10 protein-coding genes and 1 tRNA gene are annotated in these 12,925 nt (G+C 71.4%); 5 read left to right on the top strand and 6 right to left on the bottom strand.

Annotation, left to right across the window (positions count from 1 at the left end; genetic code table 11):
- Window positions 1-210: 210 nt before the first annotated feature.
- Together ACWY4P_RS31650 and ACWY4P_RS31655 are read left to right on the top strand one after the other, a co-directional pair.
- Window positions 211-1,581, top strand: a complete 1,371-nt coding sequence (locus ACWY4P_RS31650; protein ID WP_456203885.1) for an NAD(P)/FAD-dependent oxidoreductase — start codon at window positions 211-213, stop codon at window positions 1,579-1,581.
- A 207-nt stretch (window positions 1,582-1,788) separates the two neighbouring features.
- Window positions 1,789-3,117 (top strand): class I SAM-dependent methyltransferase, encoded by a 1,329-nt coding sequence (locus ACWY4P_RS31655; protein WP_456213128.1) that lies wholly within the window; start codon window positions 1,789-1,791, stop codon window positions 3,115-3,117.
- 78 nt (window positions 3,118-3,195) lie between these two features.
- Here ACWY4P_RS31655 and ACWY4P_RS31660 read toward each other — a convergent pair whose 3' ends face one another.
- Window positions 3,196-5,739 carry an ABC transporter permease gene (locus ACWY4P_RS31660; protein ID WP_456203886.1) on the bottom strand — a complete coding sequence of 848 codons (2,544 nt, stop codon included), beginning with the start codon at window positions 5,737-5,739 and terminating at the stop codon, window positions 3,196-3,198.
- A gap of 82 nt (window positions 5,740-5,821) precedes the next feature.
- Window positions 5,822-6,601 (bottom strand): ABC transporter ATP-binding protein, encoded by a 780-nt coding sequence (locus ACWY4P_RS31665; protein WP_456203887.1) that lies wholly within the window; start codon window positions 6,599-6,601, stop codon window positions 5,822-5,824.
- A 397-nt stretch (window positions 6,602-6,998) separates the two neighbouring features.
- Between ACWY4P_RS31665 and ACWY4P_RS31670 the strand changes: the two genes are divergently transcribed.
- A tRNA-Leu gene (locus ACWY4P_RS31670) sits at window positions 6,999-7,081 on the top strand.
- Window positions 7,082-7,267: 186 nt separating this feature from the next.
- Window positions 7,268-8,164, top strand: a complete 897-nt coding sequence (locus ACWY4P_RS31675; RefSeq protein WP_456203888.1) for a Bax inhibitor-1/YccA family protein — start codon at window positions 7,268-7,270, stop codon at window positions 8,162-8,164.
- A gap of 131 nt (window positions 8,165-8,295) precedes the next feature.
- Here the strand turns inward: ACWY4P_RS31675 and ACWY4P_RS31680 are convergent, their stop codons facing one another.
- Window positions 8,296-8,526, bottom strand: coding sequence for a DUF4287 domain-containing protein (locus tag ACWY4P_RS31680; protein WP_456203889.1), 231 nt, complete (start codon window positions 8,524-8,526; stop codon window positions 8,296-8,298).
- 123 nt (window positions 8,527-8,649) lie between these two features.
- On the opposite strand from ACWY4P_RS31680, the gene ACWY4P_RS31685 reads away from it, so the two are divergent.
- On the top strand, window positions 8,650-9,024 hold the full coding sequence (locus ACWY4P_RS31685) for a hypothetical protein (protein ID WP_456203890.1): 375 nt from the start codon (window positions 8,650-8,652) through the stop codon (window positions 9,022-9,024).
- Between the two features lie 105 nt (window positions 9,025-9,129).
- Here the strand turns inward: ACWY4P_RS31685 and ACWY4P_RS31690 are convergent, their stop codons facing one another.
- The 3 genes from ACWY4P_RS31690 to ACWY4P_RS31700 form a co-directional block, all read right to left on the bottom strand.
- Complete coding sequence (locus tag ACWY4P_RS31690) at window positions 9,130-10,113, bottom strand: hypothetical protein (protein ID WP_456203891.1); 984 nt, start codon at window positions 10,111-10,113, stop codon at window positions 9,130-9,132.
- Between the two features lie 246 nt (window positions 10,114-10,359).
- On the bottom strand, window positions 10,360-11,604 hold the full coding sequence (locus ACWY4P_RS31695) for an acetyl-CoA C-acetyltransferase (protein WP_456203892.1): 1,245 nt from the start codon (window positions 11,602-11,604) through the stop codon (window positions 10,360-10,362).
- 149 nt (window positions 11,605-11,753) lie between these two features.
- On the bottom strand, window positions 11,754-12,788 hold the full coding sequence (locus ACWY4P_RS31700) for an SGNH/GDSL hydrolase family protein (RefSeq protein ID WP_456203893.1): 1,035 nt from the start codon (window positions 12,786-12,788) through the stop codon (window positions 11,754-11,756).
- Window positions 12,789-12,925 lie beyond the last annotated feature (137 nt).

Here is a 12,925-nt window from a genome sequence, read left to right on the forward strand (position 1 = left end):
GTGGCGACCCCTCCGAAAACGCCGGTGGTCTACTGCCGCGTTCAGTCGCAAGCGCAGATCAGCGGGGTTGTCAACGCGCCGTCGGACCTGGTGGTTCCCCTGTACGGGTATGGCGTGTGTCACGGGGGCGGCGGAGTGTAGCAGACCCTCCCACCTTGCTTGTGAAGGGGCTCACGAGGCACCCCCCAGGGGGTGCTGGATACTCGAAACATGAGCACCACGGAGCGTCCCAGGATCCTCGTTGTAGGCGGTGGATACGTAGGTCTGTACGCGGCGCGCCGCATCCTGAAGAAGATGCGGTACGGCGAGGCGACCGTCACGGTCGTCGACCCCCGCTCGTACATGACGTATCAGCCCTTCCTCCCAGAAGCTGCGGCCGGCAGCATCTCTCCGCGCCACGTCGTGGTCCCGCTGCGGCGTGTGCTCCCCAAGGCGGAGGTCCTCACCGGCCGTGTGACGACCATCGACCAGGACCGCAAGGTAGCCAACATCCAGCCGCTCGTCGGCGAGGCGTACGAGCTGCCCTTCGACTACCTGGTCATCGCTCTCGGCGCCGTCTCCCGCACCTTCCCGATCCCCGGCCTCGCCGAGAACGGCATCGGTATGAAGGGCATCGAGGAGGCCATCGGCCTGCGCAACCACGTCCTCGAGCAGCTCGACAAGGCCGACTCCACCACCGATGAGGAGATCCGCCGCAAGGCGCTGACCTTCGTCTTCGTCGGCGGTGGCTTCGCGGGCGCGGAGACCATCGGCGAGGTCGAGGACATGGCGCGGGACGCCGCCAAGTACTACCCGAACGTGAAGCGCGAGGACATGCGCTTCGTCCTCGTCGACGCCGCTGACAAGATCCTTCCCGAGGTCGGCCCGAAGCTCGGCCAGTGGGGCCTGGAGCACCTCCAGAAGCGCGGTATCGAGGTCTACCTCGGCACCTCGATGGACTCCTGCATCGACGGCCACGTCGTGCTGAAGAACGGCCTCGAGGTCGACTCCAACACCATCGTGTGGACCGCCGGCGTCAAGCCGAACCCGGCGCTCGCCCGCTTCGGCCTCCCGCTCGGCCCCCGCGGCCACGTGGACACCGCGCCGACGCTTCAGGTGCGGGGCACCGAGTACATCTGGGCCGCGGGCGACAACGCCCAGGTGCCGGACCTCGCCGCCGGCGAGGGCGCCTGGTGCCCGCCGAACGCCCAGCACGCGCTGCGCCAGGCCAAGGTGCTCGGCGACAACGTGATCTCGGGCATGCGGGGCTTCCCGCAGCGCGAGTACAAGCACGCCAACAAGGGTGCGGTCGCGGGGCTCGGTCTGCACAAGGGCGTCGCGATGATCGTCTTCGGCAAGACCAAGATCAAGCTCAAGGGCCGGCTGGCCTGGTACATGCACCGTGGCTACCACGGCATGGCCATGCCGACCTTCAACCGCAAGATCCGGGTCGTCGCCGACTGGACGCTGGGCATGTTCCTCAAGCGCGAGGTCGTCTCCCTCGGCGCCATGGAGAACCCCCGCGAGGAGTTCTACGAGGCGGCCGCCCCGGTCTCCGCGGCAGCCGCCGCGAAGCAGGCCGAGAAGGCCAAGGCCTCCTGAGGTCTCTGCACAGCTGAACGCCGAAGGGCGTCCGCCATCCGTGGGGCGGACGCCCTTCGGCGTTTCCCGCGCGCCCGCCCCCGCACGCGTGCGAGCGGATGGTCTTTGCCGATTCCAGACGTGTCGGCGGGACTGTACGGTGGGCCTCATGGTGTTTACGTGGTGAGTGAATCTTCTTCCTGACTCACCATCACGGAGGTGTCTGACATGCCCGACGCCGCCCAGCGGCTCGCCGCACTGGCCGAGGAGGTGCTGGGAGCCCCGCTCCCCATCCGGATCCGCGCCTGGGACCACAGCGAGACAGGCCCCCCGCACGCCCCCGTCCTGGTCGTACGGCGCCGCAGGGCGCTGCGCAGGCTGCTGTGGAAACCGGGCGAGCTGGGCCTGGCCCGCGCCTGGGTGGCCGGCGACCTCGACATCGAGGGTGATCTCTACGCGGGGCTGGACCTGCTGGCCGGACTGCTGTGGGAGCGCGCCGGCGCCTCCTCCGGGCGGCAGTCGAAGGCGGCCGCCGCCCTCAAGGCGCTGCGCGACCCCGTGCTGCGCTCCGCCGCCCGCACCCTGGCCGGCCTCGCCGGGCCCGGGCTGCCGCCGGCCCCGCCCCGCGAGGAGGCGCGCCGGGCGTGGCGCGGGCCGCTGCACACGCTGCGCCGTGACAAGGAGGCCATCAGCCACCACTACGACGTCGGCAACGACTTCTACGAGCTGGTACTCGGCCCCTCCATGGTCTACTCGTGCGCCTACTGGGAGGGCACCGAGGCCGACGGCGCCACGCTCGAGGACGCCCAGCGCGCCAAGCTCGACCTCGTCTGCCGCAAGCTGGCGCTCCGACCCGGCCAGCGGCTGCTGGACGTGGGCTGCGGCTGGGGCTCGATGGTGCTGCACGCGGCGCGCGAGTACGGCGTGCGGGCCGTCGGCATCACGCTCTCGCAGGAGCAGGCGGCGTACGCCCGTAAGCGCGTCGCCGACGCCGGGCTCACCGACCAGGTCGAGATCCGGGTCCAGGACTACCGGGAGGTCACCGACGGCCCCTACGACGCGATCTCCTCGATCGGCATGGCCGAACACGTCGGCTCCGCGCGCTACGCCGAGTACGCCGCCGACCTCCACGCCCTGCTGAAGCCCGGCGGCCGGCTGCTGAACCACCAGATCGCGCGGCGCCCGGAGCCCGACGAGGAGGCGTACCACGTCGACGAGTTCATCGACCGCTACGTCTTCCCCGACGGCGAACTCGCCCCGGTCGGGCGGACCGTCGCCCAACTGGAAGAGGCGGGCTTCGAGGTGCGCGACGTGGAGGCGATCCGCGAGCACTACGCCCTCACGCTGCGCCGCTGGGTCGCCAACCTGGAGGCCCACTGGAAGCGGGCCGTACGGCTCACCTCGCCGGGCCGGGCCCGGGTGTGGCGGCTGTACATGGCGGCCTCGGCGCTGTCCTTCGAGCGCAACCGGATCGGGGTGAACCAGGTCCTGGCGGTCCGGACGCCGGAGGACGGGGCGTCCGGCATGCCGCTGCGCGCCCGCGACTGGCGGGGCTGAAACGAGGGGCTGACAAGCGCGGGCGCCGGACGGGTTCGGCCCGTCCGGCGCCCGAGGGGTGGGGCGCGGGGTGGGTCGCTACTCCGCCTTGATGGCGGCCAGCATGTTGAGCTTCGCCGCCCGCCGGGCCGGCCACAGCGCGGCCAGGATGCCGACGAGCGCGGCCAGCACCAGGAAGACGGTCATCCGCCCCCACGGCAGGACCAGTTCGTAGGTGGGCAGCCCGTTCGAGATCAGCTCACCGGCCGCCCAGCCGAAGAAGACGCCGAGGCCGATGCCGAGGACCCCGCCGAAGAGCGAGATCACCAGCGACTCCAGGCGCACCATGCGCTTGATGCCGCGCCGGTCCAGACCGATGGCCCGCAACATGCCGATCTCCTGGGACCGCTCGAAGACCGACATCGCGAGGGTGTTGATGACCCCCAGCACCGCGACGATGACGGCCATGGCCAGCAGCCCGTAGAGCATGTTCAGCATCAGGGTGAAGAACTGCGCGATGCCGTTGGAGATGTCCTGCTTGTCCTGGACCTGGATCGCGGGGTTGTCGCCGAGCGCCTTCTCGATGGCGTTCTTGGTGGCGTCGGAGGCCCCGTCCTTGGTCTTCAGCATGACCTGCATATCGGTCACGGTGCGCATATGCGGGGTGAGGGTGGTGTTGTCGAGCATGATGCCGCGGATCATCTGGTTGCCCTCGTAGACGCCCACGACGTTCAGCCGGCCCTTGCGGCCGTCCTCGTAGGTGACCGTGAAGGCCGAGCCGCGCTTCCAGCCGTTGCGGTCGGCGGTCTTGTCGTCGACCACGACCTTGTCGCCGCCGAGCCCGGCGAAGGAGCCTTCCTTGAAGTCGACGCCGACCAGGTCCTGGATCGCCTTGCCGTTGACGCCGGTCAGGTATTCGGTGTCGCCGTTGATCCGGGACGCGGAGTTGCGCAGCGGGCTGAGGGTGGTCACCTGGTCGAGCTTGCCCAGGGTCCGCTCCACGTCGGGCGACAGCGGGCGGACGCCGTCGAAGCCGCCCAGGCTGACCACGTAGTCCGACTTCAGGGCGCCGGTGGCCAGGTTGTCGATGCCCTTCTGCACGCTGCCCGCGATCACGGTCATGCCCGTGATCAGGGTCAGCCCCACCATCAGCGCGGAGGCGGTGGCGGCGGTACGGCGCGGATTGCGCACCGCGTTCTGCCGGGCGAGCTTGCCGGAGACCCCGAAGGCGCGCAGCGCGGGGGCGGCGGCCGCGATGAGCGGCCGGGACAGCAGCGGGGTGAGCACGAACACCCCGACCACCAGGACGGCCGCGCCCAGCCCCATGGGGAGCTTGCCGTCGCTGCCCATGCCGCTTCCGGCCAGCACGCCCGCCGCGCCCGCCCCGGCGAGGACGGCGCCGATGGTGTTCCGTACCACCAGGCCGCGGGTGGTCGGCGCGGCGTGCACGCTGTTCATCGCGGCGACCGGCGGGATCTTCGCGGCGCGGCGGCCCGGCAGCCAGGCGGCGAGCACCGTCACCACGACGCCGACCAGCAGCGAGACCGCGATGGCGGTCGGGGAGACGACCAGCGGGCCGTCGGGGACGGTGGCCCCGGTGGAGTTCAGCAGCGAGCGCAGCCCAGCGCCGATGCCGATGCCGGCCGCCAGGCCGGTGACGGCCGCGACCGCGCCCACGGCGGTGGCCTCGATCAGCACCGAGCGCGTCACCTGGCGGCGGGACGCGCCGACCGCGCGCATCAGGGCCAGTTCGCGGGTGCGCTGGGCGACCAGCATGGTGAAGGTGTTGGCGATGATGAAGACGCCGACGAAGAGCGAGATTCCGGCGAAGACCAGCATGCCGGTCTGCATGCCGCTCATCTGCTGCTTGATCAGGGCGGCCTGGTCGTCGGCGAGCTTCTGACCGGTGGTGGCCTCGGCCTCCTTCGGCAGGATCTTGTCGACGCCCGACTTCAGGGTGGCCTGCGAGGTGCCCGCGGCGGCGTTCAGGTCGATCTCGTCGAACTCACCCGGCTTGGCGAACAGCCGCTGTGCGGTGGGGGTGTCGAACAGCACCAGGCTGCCGCCCGCGGCGACATTGCCGTCGTCGGTGGTGAAGACGCCGACGACCTTCTCCCGGCGCACCGGGCCGTCCACGGACAGCCGGACGGTGTCGCCCACCTTGTAGTGGCCGCGGTCGGCGGTCTTGGAGTCGAGCGCGACCTCGCCCGCGGACTTGGGGGCGCGGCCGTCGGTCAGCGTGTAGCGGAGGTCCTTGCCGCCGGTGCCCGGGTAGTAGTTGGCGCCGGTGTTGGCGAAGCCGTTGCCGAGCAGGTCGCCCTTCTTGTCGGCGATGGCGGTGTAGCCGGAGACGGCGCCGGTGGCCGAGGCGGCGCCGGGCACCCGGCCGGCCTGGTCGAGCAGGCGCTGGGTCAGCCGGGGCGCGGCGCCGGGGTTTCCGGAGTCCTCGTCGGACTTGTCCGGCTTTATGGCGACGTCGACGCCCGCGAAGCCCTTCTCGGAGCTCTTCTGGTAGGCGCTGGAAATGGTGTCGGTGAAGACCAGGGTGCCGGAGACGAAGGCCACGCCGAGCAGAACGGCGAGCACGGTCATCATCAGCCGGGCCTTGTGCGCGAGCACGTTGCGCAAGGCGGTACGGAGCATGGTCAGTCCAAGTGAGGAGAGCGGCTTGAGGAGCGTCGAGGGGGCGGGTACGGACCTGGTCCGGGCGGTCGGCGCGCCCGGCTCAGCTGGTACGGCCCTTGGCGTCGAAGCGCTTCATCCGGTCCAGGACCGCCTCGGCGGTCGGGTCGCGCAGCTCGTCGACGATCTGGCCGTCGGCGAGGAAGACCACCCGATCGGCGTACGCGGCGGCGACGGGGTCGTGGGTGACGATGACCACGGTCTGGCCCAGCTCGCGCACCGAGTTGCGCAGAAAGCCCAGGACCTCCGCGCCGGCGCGCGAGTCCAGGTTGCCGGTCGGCTCGTCCGCGAAGATGATGTCGGGCTTGCCGGCCAGTGCGCGGGCCACCGCGACGCGCTGCTGCTGGCCACCGGAGAGCTGGGCGGGGCGGTGCTTGAGCCGATCGGACAGGCCCACGGTGTCCACCACCTGGTCCAGCCACGCCTTGTCCGGCTTGCGGCCGGCGATGTCCATCGGCAGCGTGATGTTCTCCAGCGCGTTGAGCGTGGGCAGCAGGTTGAACGCCTGGAAGACGAATCCGATCTTGTCGCGGCGCAGTTGGGTGAGCTTCTTGTCCTTGAGCGAGGTCAGCTCGACGTCGCCGATGCGGGCCGAGCCGCCGGAGACCGTGTCCAGGCCCGCCATGCAGTGCATGAGGGTCGACTTGCCCGAGCCCGACGGGCCCATGATGGCGGTGAACTCGGCCTGCCGGAACTCGACGGAGACGCCGTCGAGGGCGACGACCTGAGTCTCGCCCTGCCCGTAGACCTTGGTGAGGTCCGTGGCGCGCGCCGCCGCGGTGGCGCGGGCGGCGGCCTGGACGCCGGAGGGGGTCGTGGTCACGGTGAGGGCTCCTGTCGTGCGGTCGGGACATCAGGGCGTTCCTCCCATGGTCCTCGACCGGGGGAGCGCCGGTATCAGTCCGCGCTCCGGTTTCCGTACGGGACTCGGGACGTATGCCCGGGCCCCCGGGTCCTCCTTGGGGAGGAGAAGGACCCCCGTCCGGGGGCGTCGAGATTGCGTCAATCCCGGTCGTGGGGGTGGCGCGGCATATGGCCAGGTCCGATGGGCGCGGGTGTGTGCGGTTGCCCCACCCCGATGCTGATGGACCCTCAGTTGCCAATAAAATAAGACAACCTCGGTTCGTCGATCCGCTGTTCGGGGGCGTGCCCCCGGATAGGCTCGTGGTTGCTCTCCTATGGGGAGGGACGTACGCGCTCGTACGGCCCAGGGAGCCGCTGCCCGGATGGTGGAATGCAGACACGGCGAGCTTAAACCTCGCTGCCCCTCGCGGGCGTACCGGTTCAAGTCCGGTTCCGGGCACACCCAGACCTTGTTGCCGCACGCTGCGTGCGCATCCGGTCGCCCAACGTCTATCGCGCGGGGCCCGCATGGGCCTCGCGCCGCACGCGCGCGCGTGAAAAGATCCTCCTTGGGCACTAGGGTGCTTTTTTTGCTTACCCATTACTCTGGAGTGAAGGTCGCGCAGGGCGGCCATGGAGGAGTGAGATGAGGAGCAGCAACCCGGTCTTCTCGCGACGGGGGTTCAGCCGCGACGGCGGCTACGCGGGCTTCGGCGCGGCACCGCAGGCCGGGGGCCCCGCCGCAGCCCAGGGCAACCCGTACGCCGGTGGTAATCCGTACGCGCAGACGCAAGCACCGACCAACCCTTACGCGGCCGGTGACCAGCAGAATCTGACGCCCGACCAGCTGCAGCAGATGTACGGCGCGCCGCCGGCGGGCCCGCTGCAGACCGGCCGTATGACGATGGACGACGTCGTCATGCGCACCGGCATGACGCTCGGCACGGTCATCCTCGCCGCGGCGGCCGCCTGGATCATGGAGCTGCCCGTTGCCGTCGGCATCGGTGCCGCGCTCGTGGCGATGGTGCTCGGCCTGGTGCAGTCGTTCAAACGCAAGGCCTCACCCGCGCTGATCATGAGCTACGCCCTCTTCGAGGGCGTTTTCCTCGGCGTCATCAGCCAGGTGTACAACGAGCGCTGGTCCGGCATCCCGATGCAGGCCGTGCTCGGCACGATGGCCGTCTTCGTCGGTGTGCTCGCCGCGTACAAGACCCGGCTCATCCGGGTGAACGCGCGATTCCAGCGCTTTGTGGTCGGCGCGGCCATCGGCTTCCTCCTGCTGATGTCGGTCAACCTGCTGTTCGCCGCCTTCGGCGGCGGTGACGGCCTCGGCTTCCGCAGCGGCGGCCTCGGCATCGTGTTCGGCATCATCGGCGTGGTGCTCGGCGCCGCGTTCCTGGCGATGGACTTCAAGCAGGTCGAGGACGGCGTCCGCTACGGTGCTCCGCGCGAGGAGTCCTGGCTGGCCGCGTTCGGTCTGACCCTGTCCCTGGTGTGGATCTACCTGGAGCTGCTCCGGCTGATCTCCATCTTCCGGGACTAGATCTTCGGGGCCTGGTCTTCGGGGGCTGAGCCTTCGAGGGCCAGGCCCTCTGGTGATCACGAAGGGCCCGCGGGGCAGTCGCCCGGCGGGCCCTTCGCCATGTTCCGTTGTGTCGGGGAGGGGAGGGGAGGTCAGAGCAGCTTGCGCGCGGCCCGCCTCAGATCGTGCTCATGAATGATCGCCTTGGCGTGGCCGTACGCGAGCTGGTGTTCGCCGCGCAGCCAGCTGACCTTCTCCTCGAAGCGGAAGAGAGCAGGTCCTTCGTCTACGGTGCGCAACCATTCGGCGACTTCACGGCCGGTGCATTGGGGGATTCGGGAGAGCAGGTTCCGGTGGGTTTCTTCGGAGAAGATTTGGGACATCGGCGCCTCCGACGCGTCCGTTTTCCGGGCCGTTCGTCACGACCCGGGTGTGGTCCTTCAGCTCACCGTGCCTGACTGTTCGGCCGTTGGCAACAGTCTGCGGGTGGCGCATAGGCTCGCGATGTGAATGACGTGACCCCTCTGCTGACCGCCGTCGACCGCCTCGCGGACCGCCTGCGCGCCCTTCCGCAGTCCCGATTGAGCAAGGGCGCGGCGGCCGAAGGGCTGGCGCTGGCAAGGGAATTGTCGGTTCGGGCCCAGCGGATCGAGGAGCCCGGGAGCGGCCCGAGGATCATGCCGGACGTGGGGATGTTCGCGGTCGCGGACCAGATGGCGGTGGCCGGTCATGATTTGGCGCATGCGCTGGAGCGCGCGCCGGAGGGCGGCGAGGAAGGCAGCGCCGGGAAGGCTGAGGGAGGCAGCGCCGGGGAGGCTGGGGACGCGCTGGCCTCCGCGGTGGCGCTTGTGGAGGTCACGGCCAGGCGCTGCGGCCTCTGAGCGCGCCGCGGCCCTTCCGGCCGGCGGCCGATGGCGGGGCCTGAGGCGCCTGTGGCGGGCTTGTGGGGCCCGTCAGGGAAGGGAGGCGGGGCCGGGCCGGTAAGGCTACAGCGAGGCGATGACGCGGTCGGCGAGGACGTACACCTGCTCGTCCCCGCAGCCGAAGGTCAGCGCGTAGGCGCCGAGGACGCCGGAGCTGCCCAGCAGCACCGGGGTGGGGCCTTCGAGCACCGCGTCCGCGAGCCGCTCCGCGGTCTCGCGGTGGCCGGGGGTCATGCAGACCGTGGTGCCGTCGGCGAAGACGTACACATCGAGGGTGCCCAGCGGGCCGGGGCGTACGTCGGCGAGCGGGGTGCGGGCGTCGGCCAGCGCGGTGAGCCGGGCGACGGTCCGGTCGTGGTCGGCGACGGCCGGGTGCGGCGAGAAGTCGGGGTGCGAGGGGTGGCGCCGGCGCGCGGCCTCCAGCTCGGCCGACTCCACGGTCTCGGCCGCCGGCTCGGCGTCCAGGCGACCCGTGTCCAGGCGACCCGTGTCCAGGCCGAGGTCCACCTCGACCTCCGTCCCGACCTCCGTCGCGGCTTCCGGCTGCCGGTCCGGCTCTCCGGCGGGGTCGAGGGCGTCGGGGCCGGGCACGTCCAGGTCCAGCAGCGGCTCCACGCCGCCCGGGTCGGCCTGCCGCGGCACATACGGGATGAGGTCCGGCTGGGGCTCCTCGCCGAGCCCGGCCAGCCTGCCCAGCAGCGGATGCGCGTCGGCCGCCGCCGCGGTGTCCCGGGCCTCCTGCGCGGCCCAGAACGCCCGCGCCTCGGCCAGCTCGCGCTCCCGCTCCTCGGCGAGCGCGTCGGCGACCGCGGCGCGTATCTCGGCGGCGGGGGCGGCGGGGGCTGCGGCGCGGGGCGCGGGGACCGCGACGGCGTCCGGCTCGCCCGCCCGGTCCGCTCCGCCGTCCCGGACGGCGGTGGGAGTGACCGCCGCCGCGAGCTCGGCGCGCAGCTCGGTGATCTGCCGCCGCACACCGCGGGCGGCGAGCAGGGCGGAGGCGCCCACGGCCGTGGCGGTGGCCGCGGCCAGGAGGGCGGCAAGAGTCATGGGGCTCACTGACGTAACTCCCGGTTCCTGTAGATCCCCCGAATTCCTACCTCAGCTTGGCCCGCGGTGCCGCCCCGTGTCAGTGCATAACATCACCAAGTGGATGGAAATCGGGCTCGGGAGGTGCGGAGGGTACCCGGGACACCCCCGCTGAGCTGGGTTTACACCACTCCCCCGGGACGTTGGTCACATCCTGGGGGAGATTCGGTCACAACTCATGTGCTGGACGCAAACGCTCGGCTCGGCTCAGCTCAGCCGCTCCAGCACCATGGCCATGCCCTGGCCACCCCCGACGCACATGGTCTCCAGCCCGAACTGCTTGTCGTGGAACTGCAGCGAGTTGATCAGTGTGCCGGTGATCCGGGCGCCCGTCATCCCGAAGGGGTGGCCGACGGCGATCGCGCCGCCGTTCACATTGAGCCGGTCCAGGTCGACGCCCAGGTCGCGGTAGGACGGGATGACCTGCGCGGCGAAGGCCTCGTTGATCTCGACCAGGTCGATGTCGTCGATCGTCATCCCGGCGCGGGCGAGCGCCTGCTTGGACGCCTCCACCGGCCCGTAGCCCATGATCTCCGGCGAGAGCCCCGTGACGCCGGTGGACACGATTCGCGCCAGCGGCGTCACGCCCAGCTCGCGCGCCTTGGTGTCCGACATGATCACCAGCGCCGCGGCGCCGTCGTTGAGCGGGCAGCAGTTGCCCGCGGTGATCAGCCCGTCGGGGCGGAAGACCGGCTTGAGGCCGCGCACGCCCTCCAGCGTGGTCCCCGCGCGCGGCCCGTCGTCCTTGCTGACGACCGTGCCGTCCGGGGTGGTCACGGGGGTGATCTCGCGCTCCCAGAAGCCGTTCTTGATGGCCTCCTCGGCGAGGTTCTGGGACCGTACGCCGAACTCGTCCATCTCCTCGCGGGTGATCCCCTTGAGCCGGGCCAGGTTCTCGGCGGTCTGGCCCATCGCCATGTACACATCTGGGAGCAGGCCCGCGGCGGAGCCGCTATCAGACACAGTCTCGCGCGGGTCGTGCCAGTCCGTGCCCTCCTGCTCGGCGCGCGCGGCGGTGCGGGCCTCGGCGTCCGCGAAGAGCGGGTTGTGGGTGTCCGGCAGCCCGTCCGAGCTGCCCTTCACCGAGCGGGAGACCATCTCGACGCCCGCCGAGACGAAGACGTCGCCCTCGCCCGCCTTGATCGCGTGCAGCGCCATGCGGGAGGTCTGGAGGGAGGAGGAGCAGTAGCGGGTGATGGTGCAGCCGGGGAGGTGGTCCATGCCCATCTGCACGGCCACGATCCGGCCCAGGTTGTGTCCCTGCTCGCCGCCCGGCAGGCCGCAGCCGAGCATGAGGTCGTCGATCTCGCGCGGGTCCAGCTCGGGGACCTTGGCGAGCGCCGCCTGGACGATCTCGGCGGTCAGGTCGTCCGGCCGCAGGTCCTTGAGCGAGCCCTTGAAGGCCCGGCCGATGGGGGAGCGGGCGGCAGAAACGATCACGGCTTCGGGCATCACGGCTCCAGGGGGCACGAAGGGCTTGGCGGGGCTCTGAGGGAAGTTACCCGCACGTATCGCAGGGGTCACGGCATCGGGGCTGTGATGCGGACCTCTTTTCCAAGCGTACGCTCAGCGCCTTGAGCCCCGTGGGCGCCTTGAGCGCCTCATCGGCCCGCCGGGGGCGGGCCGGTGGAGGAGGGGGCCTCGGCCGCGTTCGGGGCCGAGGGAGCCCGCTCGCCCGAGGTGCGGCCGTCGCGGCGCAGCAGCCGGGCCCAGGGGCCGCGGGCCGCGGTGACCTCGCTGCCGCCCTCGGCCGCCGCCTCGGCCGCGGCCTTGGCCACCGGCAGGATGCCCACGTCGCGGGTCTCCTCGGGCTCCTCGGGCCACAGCCCGAGCGCCCCGCACAGTGTCGGCAGCACCGCCATCGCGGCCGTGGCGTACCCCTCCGCCGAGGGGTGGTAGTTGTCCGGCCCGAACAGCTCCCGCGGATTGGCCGCGAACTCGGGCCCGAGCAGATCGCCCAGCGAGACCGTACGGCCGCCCTGCTCGACCACCCCGATGGTCTGCGCGGCGGCCAGCTGGCGGCTGAGGCGGCGGGCGACCCAGCGCAGCGGCTGGTAGACGGGCTCGATGGTGCCGAGATCGGGGCAGGTGCCCACCACCACCTCGCAGCCGCTGTCGCGCAGCCTGCGCACCGCCTCCGACAGCAGCCGTACGGACTGGGCGGGCGGCATGCGGTGGGTGACGTCATTGGCGCCGATCATGATCACGCAGACGTCGGGGCGGGCCGCCGGGTCCTCGAGCACCAGCGCCACCTGGCGCTCCAGGTCATCGGACTGGGCGCCGGGCTGGGCCACGTTGCGCAGGTCGACGGGGCGCTCGGCGACTGCCGCGAGCCCGGAGGCGAGCAGCGCGCCCGGGGTCTGGCTGGGCCGGTGCACGCCCTGCCCGGCGGCGGTGGAGTCGCCGAGGAAGGCCAGTCGCAGCGGCGGCTGGCCGGTGCGGAGGGCGAGGTCGAAACCGTATCGGCCGTCGGCGCGCGGGGGCGGGTCCTCGGACCCGCCGACCACCCGCTTCGCGTGGGAGACCTCGGTGAGCAGCAGAACGGCGGCCACGCCGCCCAGCAGCCCGATGCCGCCGCCTCCGTACGCCGCCGCGGCGGCGATCCGCCGCGCGACTCTCGCTCTCGACATGGACATGGGTTCAGCCCACCTCCGTCCACACGCCTCGTTGCTCATTTGTACCCTTTTTTGTACGACTTGCTAACCACTTGCGGCCCGGCTTGTTGCCGCGTTCGCGCCGGGGCTCGGCGCACCGGTGGACGGGCACGGCGCGC

The organism is Streptomyces sp. LZ34, assembly GCF_053890475.1.